Origin of the sequence: Methanosarcina sp. UBA289, assembly GCA_002496565.1 — an archaeon.
Taxonomy (GTDB): Archaea; Halobacteriota; Methanosarcinia; order Methanosarcinales; family Methanosarcinaceae; genus Methanosarcina.
In genome coordinates, this window is the sequence record DAKJ01000017.1 from 349,415 (window position 1) to 370,364 (window position 20,950).

The window sequence follows — 20,950 nt, forward strand, 5'->3', positions numbered from 1 at the left end:
GCGCTTCGGAATTTATCTCATGAAACGCTCACTGTATATCCTGTACAGAATATATATTCATGCCTGCTCTTTGTTCTAAAGAATTCATTTCTCCTATACAATGGTGATCTTTTGTCTACAAAAATTAGCCGTGAAAGTTTTATCCGGTCTATCGCAGACCTTTTAAGAAAAGCGGAAATCGAGCTTCCTGACGATGTAGCAAATGCCCTCCGGAAAGCTGAAACCGCAGAAGAAAATCAGGTTGCAAAATCTCAGCTTCAGGCAATCCTGAAGAACCTTGAAATTGCAAAAAAGCATGGAGTTCCCATGTGTCAGGATACAGGCATTATGATCTTTTTTGCTGAAATAGGAACTGAGTTTCAGTCCGGCTTTGACCTGGAGGCAGCGATCAGGGAGGCCGTAACCATTGCAACAGCCGAAATTCCTCTCCGGCCAAATGCCGTTGATCCTCTGACCCGAAAGAATAGTGGAAACAATACAGGGGTTGGAATTCCGGATATTCACTGGAAATTTGTTCCCGGAAATCAGTTAAAAATAACCGCTGCCCCTAAAGGTGCAGGTTCGGAAAATATGAGTTATCTGCGTATGTTTAACCCGACAGAAATCGGAAACATAAAAAACTTCGTGCTCGAGACTGTAGTAAATGCCGGGGGAATGCCCTGTCCTCCTCTGACCATAGGAGTAGGGATTGGAGGTTCTTTTGATGCGGCAGCCAGGCTTGCAAAAGAAGCCTTGCTTGAGCCCCTTGATGCCCCAATGGAAGGATTGGAAAAAGAAATCTTTGAGGCTGTAAACACTCTCGGAATAGGCTGTATGGGCCTTGGCGGCAGTACAACTGCCCTTGCAGTGCACGTAAAAACCGCTCACTGTCATACGGCTTCCCTTCCGGTTGCAATAAATATTCAGTGCTGGGCGAATAGGCATGCTTCGGTTGTGTTCAGGGGGGATGAATAATGGAGTATCACCTGAAAACACCGCTGAAATTAGAAGATATCGAGAAACTTAATGCAGGAGACATTGTCTATATCTCAGGAGAAATCCTGACAGCCAGGGACGAAGCTCATGCAAGAATTCTCGAGATGGAAGAAAAAGGAGAAAAACTTCCCTTTTCTCTGGAAGGCGCTGTGATTTATCACTGCGGCCCCCTAATGAAGCAAACCGAAAACGGCTGGAAAGTAGTATCAGCAGGTCCTACGACCAGCGGCAGGATGTCAAAAATGACACCTTCTCTCCTGAAAGCAAATGATGTTCGGGCAATTATAGGAAAAGGCGGGATGAAAAGCATAGCCGATGCCCTGAAGAACAGGTGCGTTTATCTGGCTTATACAGGTGGATGTGCAGCCCTTGCCGCAGAATTAATCAAGGAAGTAAAAACTGTCCACTGGCTTGACCTTGGAATGCCTGAAGCAGTCTGGGTGCTCAGAGTGGAAGATTTCGGGCCGCTTATTGTAGGAATTGACACGAAAGGAACGGATATTTTTGCAGAGGTAAGGGAAAAAGCTCAAAAACAGCTTGAGAAGCAAGAATAAACTGAAAAATAGCTTGAAAATAGGAATAAACTCAAGAGTGCCCCAAAGGTGGCTTGAAAGAGAGGAATAAGCTCAAAAGCAAAAGCAACTTGAAAAGCAAGAGCAAAGCCAGTATTTTTCGTTAGCTGGTAGCAGGGAGAAAAGGCAACAGAAAATTTGTACTCTGGGCCTTGATCTTCAATATTTAAGTAGTCTGCCAGATTTCTAGCTTCAAGGAAAAAAGATTTTGTGAAGCTGTCACTTTTACAAGTATCTAATCTTCTAATACCGGCCCTTAATTGTAGTCTTCCTCAAGCTGCCTGAAAGCCTTTACAAGAGATTCCATTTTTCGGACGATAATTATCCCTAGCAGGGAAAGTTCATATATCCTATCCTGTTGAATCACGAGCCCGTTTTCCTTTAGCTTTTTAAGCTGTGGCAGGATCGCGACCGAGTTCGTGTCAAGCTCATTATTGATCTCTTCAATGGTCCTAGGCTTTTCTTTGAGGAGGAGAAGCAGCTCAGTCCTTTTTTCGGAAGACAAAAGAATTGTGATCAGGGTAGATCTCATCATTCCTACTGCAAAAACTGTAAATATATACTTTTTCATTCTCAAGATTATAATTTTATGACAAATTAGCTCAAGAGCTTTGATTGATAGAAAGATCTTGTTTTTAAAATAAAATTGTCACAAAAACAGACAAACAGGTTTCTACCCTCAATAAAATGAATGAAAAAGAGAAAAAACATTTTTATCCTAAGATATGTTTAGAAATAACTCTTCTAGGTCTGAAGATTTTTAAATTTTTCAAATTATAGGCTGTTTTACTGCTCGGTTTGTGGAGGAACCAGAATCCCAGGCGGCAGGAAGATTGAGGCGATTATGCCAAATCCCGCAAAAATCACCAGCCCCCACAGCGAAACTTTTATTCCCTGAATGCGGGCGACCTCATTGACCCTCGAGATTTCATGAGAAAGTTCAGGAGAGGCATCTTTCAGGATAGCTGTCAGTTGTTGATTGGTCAAAAAGCGGGAATTTTCCTCTACTGAGGATATCACAGAGGGTTTGAGATCCTCCGGAATAACAGTACTGTCGTTTATGAGGGTAGTAGCTCCTCCTACAAAGCCTACAATGACGATGGAACCCATCAAAGCAGTCCCGATAGCCATACCCAGGTTCTGGGAAGTGCTCATAAAGGCAGCTGTCTCGCTTGTCCTTTCATGAACTACCTGGGAGAGGACGAGATTCATTATCTGGGATGACATAACTCCTACGCCTATACCTATTAAGGCAAAACCTGTTAGCAGGGCAAACCCTCTGACCTCCACATTAATGGTTGCAATAGCCAGTAAAAGCCCTGCAATAAGTACAAGCAACCCAACCTGGATGATACGCTTTGGGGCTATGCGGGCAGATAATCGAGATGCTGTAAGCGAAGCAATTAAAAGCGGTATGGAGAGGGGGAGGTAGAGAAAGCCTGTCTGCATAGCGTCGAAGCCCAGGGCGATCTGGAGGAAAAGGGCCATGCTGAACAGGAAACCTCCTATAAGAGTGGTCTGAGCCATCTGGACAAAGATGCCTGAAGTAATCCTTCGGTCCTTTAGCACATCGAGTCTTACGAGCGGCATCCTCCCCAGAATAATGACGTGATGTTCCCACAGGGCAAAGCACAGCAGTATAATGATTCCTGCTAAAATAAACACCGGGGTAGGGGAAAGGCCGAACGGGGAAATTTCAATCCCTCCAATTGAGAAAATATGACGTGCCTCCCACCAGCCGTAGTCCCCTGCTAGTAATATCCCAAAAACAATAAACCCCATCCCCAGCGCAGAGATTATCGAGCCGACTATATCCAGCTTGGGTTTCTCTTCAGTCTCAAGGGGTGCATCCAGAATATATCGGCTTAACAACAGGACAATGAGTACTATCACTACCTCACCCCCAAAAGCAAGCCTCCATGTGTACTTAGTTGTCAGCCAGCCTCCTATAATGGGACCGAGGGCAATTGCGCTTGCAACAATTCCACCTAATATGCCATAAGCAAGGGCACGGTCCTTCCCACTGTAGTTTGAGGTCACGAGCGTCTGGATAGCAGGCATGACAAGGGTTGCCCCAATCCCTTCAAGGATCGACCAGCCTATAAACAATACATCCATTGTCGGGCTGATCGCAGTCAGGAAAGAACCAGTACCGTAGACGATCAGTCCTGTCCTGAATGCCCTTTTTCTGCCAATAATATCGCCGATTTTTCCTCCGGTGATCATAAATGATGCCATTACAAGAGCATAGAGTGTGATGGCACCCTGGACAGTAGCAACGTTAGTGTGAAAATCTTTAATGAGTGTTGAAATCGAAACATTCATTATCGTCGTATCAATAACAAGCACAAACATTGCAAGCACGAGTGCAGTAATTACAATTTTCTTTTCCACAGTAACCACTTCGGAAGTTAGATTGTAAGAGTAGCCTGGTTACATCCGGGTAAGATACTCTTTCATACGACGCTATCCGAAAATCGACTGGTAGCTTTACTGTTGCTGCTCTCTAGTTAAGATATTCCTTCGTGCCAGAAAGGACTTCAAAAAAAGTAACCAAAATAAATCTGAATTCCTTTTTAGCTGTTGGGAAAATCATGAATTACTATCAGCTAAATAGGCATGTTTTAATCTGTCCCAAATGCCTCCTTCACACCAGGTAGCATGATATAGACAAGAATAAGGACATTCAGAAGAACTGAAAAATTAACGTCGTACCATGAACCTCCTGTAACCAGTACTACAAAATCAATGCACAGGTTGAATATCGTAATAACAGCCAGAAATATCCATGCTTGCTTGTCCACCTGCCAGAGCATCTGAGCCAGCCACACCCATATGTAGGCGAGCAGGCCATACAGTAGTGCAGACCAGAGACTGAAAATACGGCCCTCAACTACCCCTAAAAAAGGCAAAAAACCGAGAAACCGAAGCATTACAATAGCGTTTAAAAACGCCAGAACAATAGCTACAAAAGCCAGTATAGTGACACCAATAGGTCTTTCCATACTAAAATCCTCTCCTTATCCTCCGATAATCCGGTATCAGGTTCTCATTTTAAATCCTCCGATAACTGCTCCTATTCCCCCGATGATAAAGAAAAAACCAAATACCCACGGCAAAGACAAAGTACCTATCAGAGAATCGCTTAGAAGAAGTAGGCCTAGAATTATGGTAAGAATACCGATAATTCCCGTACCCCATCCTCCTCCTTTAACAGCCAGGGCAATTTTTACAGCTCCATTGATAATTGCCCATACCCCTATGAAAATAACAAATAATGTAAGAACTATGATAGGACTGTAGATTGGGTACATCAGTATAAATATTCCGGCAATAACGCTCAAGACACCCGAAAGCAGTTTCCATATCCTATTCCCAGAGAATATTAGTGCCCCTACAACAGAAAGAACTCCTTCTGCTAGCCAGAAAATACCCAGAAACTGTATGAGAATAATTGTAGTTATTGCAGGTCTGTATATAAGGAATAAACCTACAAGAATGGCAATAATACCTTCCAGAAGGACTACCCACCAGGGTACCTGCAGTGTTTCATACCCAATTTCATTATCAGAATCAATTGACTGTTCCAGAACATCAACTGGTTGTTCCATTATAGTCCATCTCCCGAAACTTTTAGTTCTTCAACTCTAGCTTCCTGCGGCCAGAATATCAGATCTTAGCAATGTTAAAGAGATGTCATTATCTCAATATTGGATTGCATCTTTCTGGATGATTTATTTACACTCAGGAGTGCCAGAGTCAAAGAGAATGTAGCCTTCCCCCCACAAAGAAGAGTAATCTCTTATTCCGAGTCAATTAATCGACGAGGTTTATTATAATAAATATAGTATGCTTCTTCATCAATTAACCCGACAAAATGTTGATGTCATAGAGTATTAACTGAATGATTTATTCCATTACGAAATTACTTGTGTGATAAAGGCCAAGGTAAACTGTTTATTTACTACTTTAACATCATGTGAAGATAGGATTCAGTTAAGATATCAATCCCAATACTAATTCCTCTTCACAATTGGCTAAAGATGAAGCAGTAGTATTAATAATAATATATTAATTATTATATATAAAACAACTTTTATTAATATTAAAAAACGATATAGTAAAAAATAAACTATTGAGATTGATACACAAAGAAACAGATAAAAGAGAAAACAGGTAACAGGGAAACAGGTAAATAAGGAAACTGTTTAAATAGAACCGCATATTTCAGAGGATCAGTGATGAATCCGACAAATCAACGGGATATTCCCCTTTATATCTATCATGCCGGACAGTGTGACCCAAAAAAGTGCACCGGAAGGAAATTGGCTCGTTTTGATCTTGCCCGTCTTTACGACAAGATATCAAGGTTGCCCAGATCAGCAATCCTTCTGGATCCAACTGCAGATAAAGCCCTTTCTCCTGCCGATGATTCCCGAAAAGGGATTATTGTACTCGACTGTTCCTGGGAAGAAGTGGAAAGGGTTTTTCCCGAACTTGCGAAGTTGAATCTCGAGCATAGGGCCCTTCCCTATCTGCTTGCAGGCAATCCTGTGAATTTCGGAAGACCCTTCAAGCTAAACTCAGCCGAAGCCTTTGCGGCAGCTCTCTACATTTTGGGGCATAAAGAACAGGCTGAAAAAGTCCTCTCCAAGTTTAATTGGGGGCACAGTTTTCTCGAACTCAATAAGGAGCCGCTTGAAGAGTATTCAACCGCGAAGAATAGTACTGAGATCGTGGAAATTCAGAGCCATTATTTCTAACTAATTGCTAACTATCTATTATTGCTAACTGTCCAACTATCTATTATTCCTAACTACCATTATTTTAATTATTTTTGAAAGCCAGCAAATTCGGACTTACTCGAAGAAAGAAACTTGTATTAAAGATCTGAAATGAAGAAAAGGTGTTTATGTAATGAAAGCACCGATGAAAACAGATTCCAGAAAACAGATAGGAGTTATAGGCGCAGGAGCTTGCAGTAGCGAGATCAGAGCTCTTGCAGAAGTTGTGGGAAGAGAAGTAGCAAAAAGAGGAGCGATTCTGCTCTGCGGAGGTCTGGGCGGAGTTATGGAGGCAGCAGCGTACGGAGCAAAGCAGGAAGGAGGAATAACCCTGGGAATTTTGCCCGGAACCCTGAGAGAGGAAGCAAATATCTGGATAGATATCGCGGTTGTCAGCGGAATGGGACACGCCAGAAACGCTCTGATAGCACAGTCCTCGGATGCGTTGATTGCAGTTAGTGGAGAATACGGAACGCTTTCGGAGATAGCACTCAGCCTGAAGATGGGAAAACCTGTGGTTGTGCTCGAGCCAGGCTGGAAAATCGAAGGCGTTTACAGAGCAAAAAGTCCGGAAGAAGCCGTAGAACTTGCTTTTAGGCTGACTGAAGGTAATGGAAAGCCCTGAAAAAGTCAGGGAAAAAACCTAAAAGGCTTAATATATTGAAAGGAATCAACTGAAAAAGCATCCAAGAGAGACTTAGGTGAATATAGAAACAGCAGATAAAGAAGAGTCTTAAGTGCGGATGAATATCCCAGAAGGGCAAATAAAGAACTCCGAGCCTAATTATAGTTACGGATGACAGTGTATATTGGGATTTGATCCAAAAATTTATATCGAAAAAGGAAACTTCAAGAATTAGGATTTAGAGGCAGGCTTTGTCTCAGACTGGCAGAAATTTTGGGGTAAGCCAGTATTTCTCCCAAGAATATCAAAAAATTATACCGGAGTTTTAAATGCACCTTATTGTAACGGAAAAAAATATAGCAGCAAGGAGGATAGCTGCGATTCTGGCTCCAAAAAACCCGAAGAAGGATAGAGTCAGCGGAGTGGACGTATACCGGTATGAGGTTGTGTCCGACGGGAAAACACAGGAGACTGTAGTTATAGGACTCTCAGGCCATATCGTGGGGATCGATTTTCCCAAGGAGTACAATAACTGGCAGAAAGTGGAAGCTAAAGCCCTTATTGACGCCGATATCATAACAACTCCTATCAACAGAAAAATTGTAACTGCCCTCCGAAGCCTAGGGAAAGAGGCAAGCAGGGTCACGATTGCCACGGACTACGATCGGGAAGGAGAATTAATAGGAGTTGAGGCCCTCAATATTATAAAACAGGTGAGTTCGGATGCTCCTTTTAACCGGGTCCGCTACAGCGCAATAACCCCAAAAGCAATAGAAGCCGCCTTTTCAAACCCTACAGATATCGATTTTAATCTTGCAGATGCAGGCCACTCCAGGCAGGTTATTGACCTCGTCTGGGGCGCAGCTCTTACCCGTTATATTTCTCTTGCTGCAGGCAGGCTTGGGAAAATGTTTCTTTCCGTAGGTAGGGTACAGTCGCCAACCCTTTCTCTTATTGTTGACAGGGAAAAAGAAAGGAATATTTTTGTCCCGACTCCTTACTGGGAAATCCACGTTGAGCTCCAAAATGCAGAAGGAGAAACCTTCTCAGCTCAGCACTCAACTCGTCGTTTCTTGGATAAAAAAGAGGCTACAAAAGCATTCAAAAAATTGGGGAAGCAGGCCGAATTAAAAGAAATAGAAAAAGGGAAAAAGACCGACCAGCCCCCAACACCATTTAATACCACAGGTTTCATAAGTGCAGCAAACTCAATCGGGCTCAGTCCCGCAAACGCGATGCGTATAGCCGAATCTCTTTATACGAATGGTTATATTTCATACCCAAGGACGGACAATACGGTTTATCCTGATACCCTTGATCTGAGAGCCCAAGTTGAGATTTTCAAAGAAGGTCCCTTTAGAGAATACGCAGACGCCCTGCTTGAGAAAGCCGAACTTATTCCTACGCGAGGAAAAAAGGAAACCACAGACCACCCACCTATTTATCCTGCCTCTCTTGCCAAAGAATCCGACTTAAAAGAGGAAGAGTGGAAGGTCTACGAACTTGTAGTCAGGCGCTTTTTTGCGACCTTTGCCGGACCAAGCGAGTGGGAAACCATGCGCTTGAGACTTGACATTAACGGAGAAGAGTTCAGGGCAAATGGGGCAAGGCTTATAGAGCCGGGCTGGAGATGGTACTATCCTTATAATGCGCCTGAAGACAGGTTGTTCCCCGAACTCCATGAAGGCGATTTCCTGAAGGTTACAAACAAAGATATGCCGGATAAAGAAACTCAGCCTCCGGGCCGCTATGGGCAGGGAAGGCTTATTAATATTATGGAAGAGCTCGGGCTTGGAACAAAGGCAACGAGGCACGAGATTATTAGCAAGCTTTATTCCAGGGCTTATATTCACGGGAATCCCGTACAGCCTACGAACACCTCTTTTGCAGTAATGGATACTCTTGAGAAGTATTCTCCTACTATTACAAAACCGGACATGACAAAGCTGCTTGAAGAAAACATGGACCGGATTGCCGAGGGCAAGATCAAAGAAGTTGCTGTCCTTGAAGAGTCGCGGGAGATGCTGAAACAGGTCTTTTCGGAACTCGATAAAAACCGGGACAAAATTGTGGAATCCCTCCAGGCAGGCCTTAGGGAAGACAAAATAATAGGCACCTGTCCAGAATGCGGAAACGAGCTTATGATTCGGCGTTCAAAAAGAGGAAGCCGCTTTATAGGCTGCAATAATTATCCGAACTGTACCTTTTCGCTTCCCCTGCCAAGAAGCGGACAGATTGTGGTTATTGACAAGCTCTGTGAAGCCCACGGCCTTCACCATATTCGCTTAATCAATTCGGGAAAACGACCCTGGGATCTTGGCTGCCCTCAGTGCAATTTCATTGAATGGCAGAAAACCCAGCAAGAAGAGCAGGCTCAACAGCCTAAAAAGGAAAGACCCAAATCAATAAAGGATCTCGAAGGCGTGGGAAAAGCCACAGCAGGAAAGCTGGAAGAAGCCGGAATTACAAGCGTAGAAGCCCTGGCAGAAGCCGATCCTGTAGAACTTGCAAAAACAATAAAGATGAGCGTAAAAAAGGTTAAAAACTGGCAGATTTCATGCAACGGCGCAGTTGAGGATAACGGTACAGTTGAGAGCAAAGGCACAGTTGAGGATGTATGAGAATAGTCCTCTCTGACATCTTATTTTTTATCTTTGTTTATTTTTTGCTTTGATCTATATACAACCTTATTGCCACATCTGGCCGTTCATGCCACGCTCGCCTTCGTCGAGCGGCCTTTACCAGAGAAGGGAGAAAAAGAAGAAGCAGCTTTGTAGAGGAGTAACCTTTAGACAATCTGGCTGAGGACTTTATAGATCCCGTGAAATTAAAAACGGTCTGTGGGATCGAGATAACGATTATAATTCCAGATGGAACGTTTTACATAGCATTCGGTTACCTTTTAGCTGTGATACATGTACTGCTGTTGTTTTTTCTTAGCTAATTGCGGGCGGCTAAAGCCCTTCTTACATTCTCTTTGTAAATTATCTGTGTTTCAGATCAGTCTTCCATAACCTTAGTGACCACGTGCTCAAGTTTCAAATTAAAGTAAAGAGGTGAGCTCTCGAAATTCACTCCACAGTTATTGTTACATTATTGGATTTTATCCTGCCAATCCAATAAGGTTTCTGAATATCTTCATCTGGAGACGTGGTATCATATACGGCATTAAGAGTATATTCTCCCTTTGTCAAGTTCCAGCATGTTGAATCAACCGTGCTATATAGAGACTCACCTGGGCTCAATTCAGTAAGGTCTTCGTCTGTTAGTGGAATTCTTGAGTTTACCCATAAATAAGGCATCATAGACCCATCGGAATTAAAGAAAAGTATATTATAACTTGTCTGTTCAGACATTTTCCAGACATTGATGGGATTTTCTCCTACATTTGTCAATGTTAAATTAATCTGGAACACTTCACTTTCCTGTATCCGAGTTTTTTCCGGCGTTACTGTCAAGTTTAATTCTCTTAGTTGTGAGTGTCCCAATATATCCCAATAATCATATCTAATGGAAGTCATGAATAATATTAACAGAATTGAAATTATTATTACAACAATTATGAGATATTTTCCTTTCATAACTTATTCTCTCTTCTTTTGCTTCTACGAAAACACATATAATTGGTAAAATTCGTTAAACTCCAGTAAACTCTGTAGAATTTATCCACTTTATAACTATTGAATTATTATTTAAACGTCTTGTGCCTAAAATCGGTAATAGTTAGAGATCAACTAACTTTATACGCCTATTTACAGACCTGAAATGAGTGAAAATCAGTTTAGAGACTTTGAAATACTAAATCAAGGGCAATTTATTGTAGATTATTTATCCTGTGCTCACAGAAGTATTTAACAAATATTATCGCAAATATTATATCAGATATTATAGAAAAATTTTAATAGATTTTAAAGAGGTTTTATTCTGGAGCTTACCTTTAAAGGCGGGTGCAGAGAAGTCGGACGTTCGGGTTTACTCGTAAATGGGGAGGTTCTGCTCGATTACGGTATAAAAACCGGGGACATCTCGGAATACCCTCTCAATAGCATGGAACCGAAGGTCGTGCTTGTTTCACATGGGCATCTTGACCACTGCGGGGCTGTCCCCAACCTGATGTACCAGAATCCTGAGGTTTTCATGACCCCGCCGACTGCAGAATTTACCTTCCTGCTGGGAAAAGATACCCTGAAGCTTGCAGAAAGCACAATATCAGGCGTATCCCCTTTTGATCCCGATGATCTCCAGAAGCTTGGCAGACGAACAAAAAAAGTAGATTATGGAGAGACTTTCAAAACCAATGGGTACAGGGTTTGCTTTTATGATGCAGGTCATATTCCCGGAGCGTCAGGAATCTTCCTGGAATCCGAGTCAGGAGAGAGCCTATTTTATACCGGGGACTTCAACCTTAAGGAAACAAGGCTTGTACCCGGAGCGACTAAGTTTCCCGAAGCCGATACTCTAATTCTTGAGAGCACATATTTCGGGGAAGACCATATTCCCCGAAAGGAAACCGAAGAAAGATTTATCGAGTCGGTCCTGGATACACTGGATAGGGGGGGCACTGCTCTTATCCCTGCCTTTGCGATAGGCAGAACTCAGGAAATCCTTATGCTGCTTGATGCCCACGGAATTCAGGCTTATGTGGATGGCATGGGCAGGGACGTATATAAAATTCTTAAAAAATATCCTGAATATCTCAAAGCCCCCGAGCTTCTTGATCGAGCTTTCGGACGTGCTATTTCCGTAAAAGACAAACAGCGGGATTCGGTCCTTAAAAAACCCTCGGTCATTGTCACTACAGCCGGAATGCTGAATGGAGGTCCGGTACTTTATTACCTGAGCCGGCTTTATAAAGACCCTAACTCAAAAGTCCTGCTTACAGGCTATCAGGCTGAAGGCACAAATGGCAGGCTGGCTCTTGAGCATAGATTTGTCGAGACTAGAGAAGATATCCTTACTCTCAAGCCCAAGGTAGAGCAGTACGACTTTTCCGCCCATAGCGGCGATAGCGAGCTAAAAAAAGTTGTTAAGGATTTCTGTAGGAAAGGTACTGAAAGAGTCTTTGTAATGCATGGGGACAAAACCGAAAGCTTTGCGCAGTGGATTTCGGAAGAAATCGGTGTGGATGCGTATGCGCCCGCAAACGGAGAATTATTTGCCTTTTAATGAAGGAAAGAAAAATAGGTAGCCTTTTTAGAACCTGCGAAATGCTTAAGCCCAGACAATTCCAATTAACTGGTATGATCCTTAATCCTGAATCCGAAGTTCTTGAAACACTTGCAAAAAGCATACTTCTGGCTGCTCGGACTGCTCCAAAAGCCAAAGGTGTAGACGATATAGTAACTGCCCTTGTCGAAAAAGAAGATATTGAGATTCTTGCCTCAACTATGGAAAAGCTGGCAGATGAAAAGGGCGCAGGCTTCGTATTTCTGAAAAGGGATGCTGCAAACCTAAGAAATGCCGGGGCTACTGTCCTCATCGGTGTTAAAACCAGCGGGGCTGCAAGCCTTGACTGTGGTGCCTGCGGTTTTGAAACCTGTTCTGAGATGCTGAACCAGCAAAAAGTAGAGGTAGATTTCAGGGGTCCAAATTGCATGCTCAAATATGTAGACCTGGGAATAGCTATAGGTGCAGCCGTTGCAAAAGCTAAGGATTTCTGCATTGACAACAGGGTAATGTACTCAATTGGCGCAGCCGCAAGGGTTTCAGGCTTGCTGGACGCGGATGTAGTTTTTGGAATTCCGCTGAGCGTAACCGGGAAAAATATCTTTTTTGATAGAAAATGAGGTTCATTAACGATATTTAAAGACTTTAGAAGGCATTTAAAGACTTTAGATGACTCTTGTGACCCTTAAGAAATAGCGGACAGTTGCTATAAAAAGAGAAAATTTTCTGGTCTCGTATCCATATATATCTGACCATATTTTTGAATAAATGAAAGCTTTTTTTCTAATATGTGTGAATGTTTAGAGAGGTTCGTAGCTTCTCTAAAGCCTAGAGCTTCTCTAAACGAAGTTATTTAGAATTGCAGTTTCTTCATCCTTTCAACAGCTTCTTTAATTCTCTCTACCGGCTTTGTGAGGGCAAACCTGATGTAGCCTTCGCCGGCTTCTCCGAACCCGACACCTGGAGTTGCAACGATTCCGGCTTCTTCTAGCAGGATTTTTGCAAAACTCATTGAGGTGAAGCCCTCAGGTACCGGAGCCCAGATATAGAAGGTAGCTTTTGGCGGTTTTACTTTGAGGCCCATAGCAGTAAGCCCTTCGATGAGGGCATCCCGCCTTTCTTCATAAATCTTATTTGTTTCTTCGACACAGGTCTGCGAAGAGCAGAGGGCTGCAATACCTGCAATCTGGATGGCATCAAAGACGCCTGAATCCACATTGGATTTGACCTTGCCGAGCCCCTTTATAAGGTCTTTGTTTCCGACTGCAAACCCAAGCCTCCAGCCTGTCATGTTATAGGTCTTGGAATGCGAATAGAGTTCTATGCCAATATCCATTGCCCCGTCTGCAGCAAGGAAAGAGGGAGCTTCATATCCGTTGTAAGTCATCTGGCAATAAGCGTTGTCATGCACTGCAATGATGTTGTGCTTTTTGCAGAACTCAACGATCTTTTCGAAGAACTGCATGTCGGCAGTTGCAGCAGTCGGATTGTTCGGGTAATTAAAGAAGAACAACTTTGCTTTTTTCAGGACATCCTCAGGAATTGAGTTCAGATCCGGCAGGAAATCATTTTCTGCAGTCAGCGGCAGCGGATACGGCTCTCCGCCTGCAAACATTGTTCCTATTTTGTAAACCGGATACCCGGGATCAGTGTAGAGCACGACATCCCCAGGGTTGATAAAAGCGAGTGGAATATGCGCAACCGCTTCCTTTGATCCTATAAGGGAGAGGACTTCAGTCGCAGGGTCAAGCTCAATCCCTTTATATTTCTTACACCATTCCGCCGCCGCTTTCCTGAAATCCAGCATACCGGCATAAGAAGGATACTGATGCGTTTTTGGGTCGCAGACTGCCTCTCGCATTGCCTCGACAATGTGAGGATGTGTAGGCAGGTCGGGATCTCCCACGCCAAGGTCGATCACATCGACTCCTCTAGCAATTAGTTCGTCTCTTGCTTCATCTATTGCTGCAAAAAGGTATGGGGGTAATGCATTGATTCGATCAGAATACATTGATAACGTCACCTGAAGATGATTGGCATGCGTAAGTTCTCATAGTTACGGTATTTGGAATATTAAAAGGTATGGGATCAGATATTAAGGGAAAAACTCAAAGGTATTCAAAATATATCAATCATTATTTTTATTTATACAATTCTCTGTTTGTTCAAAACGTTCTTTGTATTTATCAAATTATCAATTTTTATAGCTATTCTATATTTATCAAATACTTATTTTAAATTTTATATTTATAATTAAGCCAATGCTAAAACCAATTTCACTTCCAAATCGATAAATTTCAGACTATTTTCCAAAAATTATAAAGAACTTGCCTAATAATCTAGAATAATAAATATTTGATAAGCTATTTTGAGTATTAGGATGGCTCATTTAATAAGATAAATATGATCAAACAGTTAGAGTTACTTTGTTAATAATTATCAAGCAAAAAGATAGATAAATATGTGTGAGATCAAATCTGTTTATTTAAACTTACCAATAATCAGGCAAGAATAATCTTATTAACATAACCTATTAATGGGGAAAATAGGGGACCAGTTGATTCCTATGAATAATTTCTTAGAGCTGCAAGCTTCTTCATACGGCTTATTTACGTTTATTATAATGATTATTATCACGTCATTATTTGTTTATTTAGTTAAGTCTTACTATGGAAACAGTAAAGATAAAACTGAAAAATCGAAAGATTTTAAATATAAAAATATTATTATTTTTGCTATTATATTAACGATTTTTTTTGTTACTGTGTATTTTGTACACGAGAGCCCAATTGCCTGGACTGTAAGAGGAGATGTATTAGCTAATTCAGGGAATTATAAAGAAGCAATAAATGCTTACGATAAAGCAATTGAACTTGATCCTCAAAATCCAGATGTCTGGAATAATAAAGGAGTTGCTCTTTCCAATTTAAGTAATTATGAAGGAGCAATAAAAGCCTATAATAAAGCACTTGAACTTGATCCTCAAAACTCGCTTTTCTGGTATAATAAAGGGAAAACTCTATACGATTTAGGCAAGCAAGAAGAATCAATAAAAGCCTACAAGGAATCGATAGAGGCTAGTGAAAATGCAATTAAGATTAATCCTCGAAACTCGCTTGCTTGGTATAATAAAGGGTCAGCTCTTCAAGAGCTAGGTGATTACCAGAAAGCGATAACAGCCTACAATAAGGCAATTGAGGTCTATCCGGAGTACAAAGAAGCCTGGTACAAGAAAGGATTAGCCTTTTACAACTCAGGTAATTATGAAGAAGCAGTAAAAGCCTGTAATAAAACAATTGAGCTTGACCCTCAAGACCCACGTGTCTGGGCTAATAAAGGAAATGCTTTGTCTAAATTAAGTAATTACGAGGAAGCAATTACAGCATACAATAAAGCAATTGAGCTTGATCCTCAAAACTCAGTTGCCTGGAATGGTTTAGGATTCGCCGTAGCCAGTTTAGGTAACTACGAAGAATCAATCAAGTTCTACAACAAAGCAATAGAAATTGATCCTCAGAATTCAGAGGCTTTGAGTAATAAAGGATTTGCTCTTTACAATTTAGGTAACCGCGAGGAAGCGATAAAAGCTTTAGATAAAGCAATAGAAGTAAACCCTCAAGGTGCAGTTGCTTGGTATAATAAAGGATCGGTTCTTAAGAATTTAGGTAATTACAAGGAGGCAGTTAAAGCGCTTGACAGAGCAACTGAATTAGACCCTAAGAGAACATCTGCTTGGAATAATAAAGGAAATGCTCTGTCTAGTTTAGGGAACTATGCTGAGGCAATAAAAGCATATAATAAAGCAATTGAAATCGATCCTCAAAACCCAGAAGCTTGGAATAATAAGGGAATTGCTCTGTCTGGCTTAGGAAGTTACGAAGAATCAATCAAAGCCTTTGATAAGGCAATAGAGATTAACCCTTCAAGTTCAGTTACTTGGGCCAATAAGGGATTAGTTCTGTCTATATTAGGGAATTACGAAGAAGCAGTAAAAGCTTTTGATAAATCCATAGAAATTGACCCTCAGAATTCAATTGCTTGGGTTAATAAAGGAAACGCTCTCTACAATTTAGGTGATTATGAAGGAGTAATAAAAGCCTGTGATAAGGCAATTGAACTTAATCCTAATAACTTAAATGCTTGGACCAATAAAGGTAAAGCCCTGTCTAGTTTAGGTGATTATGAAGAAGCAATAAAAGCCTACGACAAGGCACTTGAGATTGATCCTCAAGATCCACTCGCTTGGAATAATCGAGAAATTGCTTTTGGTCATTTAAACAATTACGAGGAAGCATTACAAGCTCACAATAGAGAGATAATAAGTGATTCCGAAGATCCAGAAGTCTCATGGAACAATAAAGGGTTAGCTCTTTACTATTCAGGTAATTACGAAGAAGCAGTAAAAGCCTATGATAAGGCAATTGAAGTTGATCCAGAATATGCGGATGCCTGGCTCAATAAAGGAAATTCTCTTTCTAGTTTAGAGAATTACGAGGAAGCAATAAAAGCATATGACATAGCAATTGAACTTAACCCTCAAAACTCACTTGCTTGGAATAATAAAGGGTTAGCTCTCAACAATTCGGGTTATTATGTGGAAGCAATAAATGCATACGATAAGGCTATTGAGATTAACCCCCAAGATTCAATTGCCTGGACTAATAAAGGAAATGCTCTATCTGGTTTAGTTAACTACGAAGAAGCAGTGAAGGCCTTTGATAAAGCAACTGAGCTTTATCCACAAAACTCACATGCTTGGAACAACAAAGGCTTGGCTCTTTATAGTTTAGGCTATTATGAGGAAGCATTAAATGCCTTTGATAGAGTAATTGAAATCGACCCTCAAAATGCAGTTGCTTGGACTAATAAAGGACATATTCTCGATATTCTAGGCAACTACAAAGAAGCAATTAAAACATATGATAGAATGATTGAACTTGATCCTCAAAATTCACTTGCTTGGAATAACAAAGCAGCTGATCTTGGTTATTTAGGTAACCATGAGGAAGCAATAAAAGCTTTTGATAAAGCACTTGAACTTGATCCTCAAAATTCACTCGCTTGGTATAACAAAGGATTATCTCTCCATAGTTTAGGCTACTATGAAGAAGCAATAAAAGCCTATGATAAGGCAATTGAAGTTAATCCAGAGTATACAGATGCTTGGAACAATAGAGGATCAGCGTTTTTCTGGATAGGTAACTACGAAGAAGCGATGAAAAACTACAATAAAACAATTGAACTTAACCCTAAGTACTCACTTGCTTGGTATAATCGTGCATGCGTATATTCTCTTATCGGCGACAAAGAGCAGTCAATATCTGATTTGAGGTACGCTATTGAAATTAATCCTGCATATAAAGAAATGGTGAAAGTAGATCGTAAATTTGAACATTTGTGGGATAGTGAAGAATTTAAAAAATTATTGAATACTACTGAGTAACTTTGTGAATCAACTAGTATTGAGATTATATCTCAATACTCATTGATACTAAAACAAGTGTCTGAGAGACTGTCTTAAAATTAAATAATATTTGTAACCAGATTATTTGCTAGTGCCAGAACTCAATTGATTATTGGGAATTTGAAAAATTTGAGACCCAATTTTGATTTCTGGATTTGATTTCTGGAATTAGCTAAAATGTTTAAAGGATTCTTCTATATTTCTATCTATTTCTTGTTGTATAACTTCGGTCTTATTTTCCATACTTCCGGTTATAATTCCTTCTATAGTTCCATTTAAGGTCGTATTATCCATTTTTCCAGTTACGTTTCCGATGATAGCTCCGATTATAGTCATATTATTCGTATTTCCGGCCACTCCGGTCATATTTCCGGTCATGTTACAAATAAAAGTACCAGTCATATTTCCTGTCGTGTTCCCAGTCATGTTACAAATAAAGGTTCCAGTTATATTTCCGGTAACATTCTCAGTCATGTCTCCTGTATGATTTAATAAATGCAGGAGACGATACTGGGAACCCACCAAGCCTGCGCCACCGCCGTCTGCTAGGTCTCTGTCAGAATTTAATGCTTGTACGGACCCAAGAAAGAAAACTAAGCATAATGCTAGTAGAGAGACGATTAATTTTATTTTCATTCTTTACCCCCGTTTGCGAATTAGATCATTGGGATCTATTCATATATAATTTAAATAAAATTTATTTAATAGAGATGCATATATAATATGCAATCGGATTATAAATAATTAGTCTCTTCTAACTAAAGTTACATTTTTTCCATTTTTTTCAGGCCTTTCGAGAACATATATTGGTATATATTGGTATATATTATCATATCTGTAATAAAATAATATAAATTGTATATTAAAGTTTAATTCTTTAAGAATTGTCCTTTATACCTTTAATTTCATTTTGTGAAGAATACGTTTTATCAAGTATTTTTTGCTATAATTTGGCATAAAAGTGAGAAGTTGTTCCGCACGTGTCTCTCATTTTCCGTAATTGCTAATACTAATTTCCAACTTTGTAGAAAACCTATCTAAATCAGTTACAATAGGCTGAAAATCAGGAAGTAAAAACAGGTAAAGCTATTCAGTTCAAATTAATGAAAAATTCTTTATTTCAGAGGATTTCTACAGAACCGGTTTTTTCTTTATTACATAACTAAAAAATTTACAATTAGATTATTGAAATAAAATATCATTAAATTCAATTAAAACTGTTTTAAACAAATATTTTGCAAAGTAAATATTATTTCTAGCATTATTGAAAAAAATAAGATTTTTTGTGGAAAAATAGTGGAACTTCAATTATAAAACTCTTTAGGTTATTCAAGGTTGTAACAGAGTACAAAAGCGCATGTCAGAATCGATGCATTCAAGAGGTACACCTTATAGTTTTCCAGATTATATGTTTCATGCAGTCCTGAGAAAAGTCTAACCCAATAAATTGCTATAAAGGGCCATAATATTAACAGAATAGAAAAGGATAACCATATAAGTGACCTTGAGCCTACGTAGTAGATTAATGCCGTATACAATGTTTCAGAAATTTTTTCTATACTTAATGCTCCAAGTAGATATGGTACAAAGAGAGTGCCGAATAAGAAACTAATTACAGCCAGGAATAACTGAAATACATGTGCCATAGGAAAAAGAAAAAGAAATAGTAGAAGGCTTTTATTATTAAAAGAATAAGTAGCCATCCAGCATCTTATAATGATTGGAGGATGGGTTATTTGAGATAGAAGCCACTGTTTCACTGTCGTTTCTCTTTTCAGCTTTTCTATAGCCTTTAGAGAAGTAACACCTAAACCGCCCTTTGACTTTATCATGAACCTGTCTGCATTTAGCTCTGCACACCAGATACCTATTATGGGGAGAACATAATAGGCTAAGTTTTGAAAAAGTATAGGTAATGGATAATATATTAAATTCATTAAGAGATATTGAGGTACGAATGTTTTACGATAAGAGGTTCCTGTAAAATCGATAAAAGCTAAAGCTATTTGGAGAAGGAAAACAAAGAAAATAATACTGAATGTATGTCTAAGTACAAACTCAAAGGAACTACCTGCTCCAAGAATTAAAGCATCTCCATTTCTATAATGACCAATCTCATGGAAAAGTACTGCCTGAGCGTTTTCTCTGTCTGAGCGCCATGACTTGATAAATTTTCCAAATATTGCTATGCCAGTTTTACGATACCCTATTGGATAGATAAATACTACCTCTTTTGAGCTAAGAAGATTTGCTTTAATTTTAAGATCCGGGGCGTGAAATTTAAGAAAATTTTCAATTTCGACAATTGCTGGAACTTGTTGATAATTTTCGGTTAAATTATATTTTTTTTCAACATAGTATTTTCGTATTGACGGAAATAATAAATTCAAAGCACCTAAAAACAGAAATATTCTGGGAATCCAGTAGGGTGCATTTATTAATTCAAATCTCCTAATAAGGGCCATATTCACAAAAGTAGGATCTGTTGGAAAGAGAAAATCCATAAAATCTGTATTCAGCTTTACTATCAGATTAGGTAATTCGTAAATATATAAGATAAGACATACCCATATCCAAGGAGGAAGAGTTTGGCACTTCTCATTTTTGGGCATAGAATCACTTGGACCCAGCAACTTTTTCCACAAATATTACAGAAACTGATGGATCTTTTAATAGTGTAATAACAACATTTGAAATAACTTTTTCACATTGTTCATCAGGAAGACCAGAAGCTTTCAATTCTGTTGAAAACGTATTGAAGACTGTTGTTAGAACTGAAGAGTATCTTTCAGGTAGCTTACTGTTTATTTCCTTTATCTTGAGCTTATCACATATACTCAGAAGATTGTTTATAATTGAGAGGTTCTCATCATCTACTGATAAAATCTTGAGTATAAAAGGAGAAGCAACTGCTATTCCCTTCAAAATCCATGGGAAAAGTAATATGCCTTCAAATAATCCAAAAGCCCCAAGTTCTGTACTCTCTTGCCTTCCAAAAAGAGATTCTTTTTCTTTTCCGCCTCGGATAAAAGCTTCAGCTATAAGAGGCGCCAGATCAATCTCATCAGGTACTGTGGCTTCCGCAATCTTTGTGGATAAATCAGTCACAATATCCATAAATATCCCCTCTCTTGGTAGATAAGCCCTACAAAAAAGATTAAATATTTCTTATCGATTTCTGGATATACTCTCACCCTTAGTTCTTCTTTTATGTATTAATCTCCACGATATATAATCAGAGGAAACGTTTGTCAGAATCATCTCTGAAGGTTTATGTTTGATTAACAGTAGCTTATTCAACTGTAAATGATCGTTATAGCATTAAGTGTAAAGTTTTAAGGTAAATTAAGTACTGCCCAAGTTT

The 20,950-nt window shown here is 39.8% G+C and carries 17 protein-coding genes; 8 read left to right on the forward strand and 9 right to left on the reverse strand.

Annotation, left to right across the window (positions count from 1 at the left end; genetic code table 11):
* The first annotated feature begins 111 nt into the window (after positions 1-111).
* Positions 112-954: a fumarate hydratase gene (locus BP549_RS07720; protein WP_292374835.1), complete on the forward strand. Its 843-nt coding sequence runs from the start codon at positions 112-114 to the stop codon at positions 952-954.
* Positions 954-1,529, forward strand: a complete 576-nt coding sequence (locus BP549_RS07725; protein WP_292374834.1) for a FumA C-terminus/TtdB family hydratase beta subunit — start codon at positions 954-956, stop codon at positions 1,527-1,529. Before BP549_RS07720 ends, BP549_RS07725 begins: the two co-directional genes overlap by 1 nt.
* 274 nt (positions 1,530-1,803) lie before the next feature.
* Here the strand turns inward: BP549_RS07725 and BP549_RS07730 are convergent, their stop codons facing one another.
* The 4 genes from BP549_RS07730 to BP549_RS07745 all read right to left on the reverse strand — a co-directional run bounded on the left by BP549_RS07730 (position 1,804) and on the right by BP549_RS07745 (position 5,158).
* Positions 1,804-2,118: an ArsR family transcriptional regulator gene (locus BP549_RS07730; protein ID WP_292374831.1), complete on the reverse strand. Its 315-nt coding sequence runs from the start codon at positions 2,116-2,118 to the stop codon at positions 1,804-1,806.
* 215 nt (positions 2,119-2,333) lie between these two features.
* Positions 2,334-3,941, reverse strand: a complete 1,608-nt coding sequence (locus BP549_RS07735; RefSeq protein ID WP_292379570.1) for an MFS transporter — start codon at positions 3,939-3,941, stop codon at positions 2,334-2,336.
* 230 nt (positions 3,942-4,171) lie between these two features.
* A complete protein-coding gene (locus BP549_RS07740; protein ID WP_292374827.1) occupies positions 4,172-4,552 on the reverse strand; it encodes a hypothetical protein in 381 nt (126 codons plus the stop codon).
* 36 nt (positions 4,553-4,588) lie between these two features.
* Entirely contained in the window at positions 4,589-5,158 is a 570-nt protein-coding gene (locus BP549_RS07745) for an HdeD family acid-resistance protein (RefSeq protein WP_292374825.1), read from the reverse strand.
* Between the two features lie 630 nt (positions 5,159-5,788).
* Here BP549_RS07745 and BP549_RS07750 point away from each other — a divergent pair.
* The 3 genes from BP549_RS07750 to BP549_RS07760 all read left to right on the forward strand — a co-directional run bounded on the left by BP549_RS07750 (position 5,789) and on the right by BP549_RS07760 (position 9,577).
* Positions 5,789-6,310 (forward strand): DUF367 family protein, encoded by a 522-nt coding sequence (locus tag BP549_RS07750; RefSeq protein ID WP_292374823.1) that lies wholly within the window; start codon positions 5,789-5,791, stop codon positions 6,308-6,310.
* Between the two features lie 154 nt (positions 6,311-6,464).
* Positions 6,465-6,956, forward strand: a complete 492-nt coding sequence (locus BP549_RS07755) for a TIGR00725 family protein (RefSeq protein WP_394339070.1) — start codon at positions 6,465-6,467, stop codon at positions 6,954-6,956.
* Positions 6,957-7,285: 329 nt separating this feature from the next.
* Positions 7,286-9,577 (forward strand): DNA topoisomerase I, encoded by a 2,292-nt coding sequence (locus BP549_RS07760; protein ID WP_292379571.1) that lies wholly within the window; start codon positions 7,286-7,288, stop codon positions 9,575-9,577.
* A 450-nt stretch (positions 9,578-10,027) separates the two neighbouring features.
* Here the strand turns inward: BP549_RS07760 and BP549_RS07765 are convergent, their stop codons facing one another.
* Positions 10,028-10,414 carry a hypothetical protein gene (locus BP549_RS07765; RefSeq protein WP_292379573.1) on the reverse strand — a complete coding sequence of 129 codons (387 nt, stop codon included), beginning with the start codon at positions 10,412-10,414 and terminating at the stop codon, positions 10,028-10,030.
* A 466-nt stretch (positions 10,415-10,880) separates the two neighbouring features.
* Here BP549_RS07765 and BP549_RS07770 point away from each other — a divergent pair, with 466 nt between their 5' ends.
* Together BP549_RS07770 and BP549_RS07775 are read left to right on the forward strand one after the other, a co-directional pair.
* The gene (locus BP549_RS07770) at positions 10,881-12,122 is read left to right on the forward strand and encodes an MBL fold metallo-hydrolase (RefSeq protein ID WP_292379632.1); all 1,242 of its coding nucleotides are present in this window, start codon (positions 10,881-10,883) and stop codon (positions 12,120-12,122) included.
* A 74-nt stretch (positions 12,123-12,196) separates the two neighbouring features.
* Entirely contained in the window at positions 12,197-12,742 is a 546-nt protein-coding gene (locus BP549_RS07775; RefSeq protein WP_292379634.1) for a ferredoxin domain-containing protein, read from the forward strand.
* A gap of 233 nt (positions 12,743-12,975) precedes the next feature.
* Here the strand turns inward: BP549_RS07775 and BP549_RS07780 are convergent, their stop codons facing one another.
* Positions 12,976-14,133: an LL-diaminopimelate aminotransferase gene (locus tag BP549_RS07780; protein WP_292379576.1), complete on the reverse strand. Its 1,158-nt coding sequence runs from the start codon at positions 14,131-14,133 to the stop codon at positions 12,976-12,978.
* A gap of 525 nt (positions 14,134-14,658) precedes the next feature.
* Between BP549_RS07780 and BP549_RS07785 the strand changes: the two genes are divergently transcribed.
* On the forward strand, positions 14,659-17,565 hold the full coding sequence (locus BP549_RS07785; RefSeq protein ID WP_292379578.1) for a tetratricopeptide repeat protein: 2,907 nt from the start codon (positions 14,659-14,661) through the stop codon (positions 17,563-17,565).
* 189 nt (positions 17,566-17,754) lie between these two features.
* Here BP549_RS07785 and BP549_RS07790 read toward each other — a convergent pair whose 3' ends face one another.
* The 3 genes from BP549_RS07790 to BP549_RS07800 form a co-directional block, all read right to left on the reverse strand.
* Positions 17,755-18,222 carry a hypothetical protein gene (locus tag BP549_RS07790; RefSeq protein WP_292374813.1) on the reverse strand — a complete coding sequence of 156 codons (468 nt, stop codon included), beginning with the start codon at positions 18,220-18,222 and terminating at the stop codon, positions 17,755-17,757.
* A gap of 689 nt (positions 18,223-18,911) precedes the next feature.
* On the reverse strand, positions 18,912-20,090 hold the full coding sequence (locus tag BP549_RS07795; protein WP_292379581.1) for a M48 family metalloprotease: 1,179 nt from the start codon (positions 20,088-20,090) through the stop codon (positions 18,912-18,914).
* A gap of 112 nt (positions 20,091-20,202) precedes the next feature.
* Entirely contained in the window at positions 20,203-20,703 is a 501-nt protein-coding gene (locus BP549_RS07800; protein ID WP_292379584.1) for a hypothetical protein, read from the reverse strand.
* Positions 20,704-20,950: the final 247 nt, after the last annotated feature.

Coding starts and splice junctions, on each gene's coding strand:
- BP549_RS07750 (WP_292374823.1), top strand. CDS start 5,789: ATGAATCCGACAAATCAACGGGATATTCCCCTTTATATCTATCATGCC.
- BP549_RS07790 (WP_292374813.1), bottom strand. CDS start 18,222: ATGAAAATAAAATTAATCGTCTCTCTACTAGCATTATGCTTAGTTTTC.
- BP549_RS07795 (WP_292379581.1), bottom strand. CDS start 20,090: ATGGATTTTCTCTTTCCAACAGATCCTACTTTTGTGAATATGGCCCTT.
- BP549_RS07725 (WP_292374834.1), top strand. CDS start 954: ATGGAGTATCACCTGAAAACACCGCTGAAATTAGAAGATATCGAGAAA.
- BP549_RS07755 (WP_394339070.1), top strand. CDS start 6,465: ATGAAAGCACCGATGAAAACAGATTCCAGAAAACAGATAGGAGTTATA.
- BP549_RS07740 (WP_292374827.1), bottom strand. CDS start 4,552: ATGGAAAGACCTATTGGTGTCACTATACTGGCTTTTGTAGCTATTGTT.
- BP549_RS07760 (WP_292379571.1), top strand. CDS start 7,286: ATGCACCTTATTGTAACGGAAAAAAATATAGCAGCAAGGAGGATAGCT.
- BP549_RS07730 (WP_292374831.1), bottom strand. CDS start 2,118: ATGAAAAAGTATATATTTACAGTTTTTGCAGTAGGAATGATGAGATCT.
- BP549_RS07745 (WP_292374825.1), bottom strand. CDS start 5,158: ATGGAACAACCAGTTGATGTTCTGGAACAGTCAATTGATTCTGATAAT.
- BP549_RS07780 (WP_292379576.1), bottom strand. CDS start 14,133: ATGTATTCTGATCGAATCAATGCATTACCCCCATACCTTTTTGCAGCA.
- BP549_RS07785 (WP_292379578.1), top strand. CDS start 14,659: ATGGGGAAAATAGGGGACCAGTTGATTCCTATGAATAATTTCTTAGAG.
- BP549_RS07775 (WP_292379634.1), top strand. CDS start 12,197: ATGATCCTTAATCCTGAATCCGAAGTTCTTGAAACACTTGCAAAAAGC.
- BP549_RS07800 (WP_292379584.1), bottom strand. CDS start 20,703: ATGGATATTGTGACTGATTTATCCACAAAGATTGCGGAAGCCACAGTA.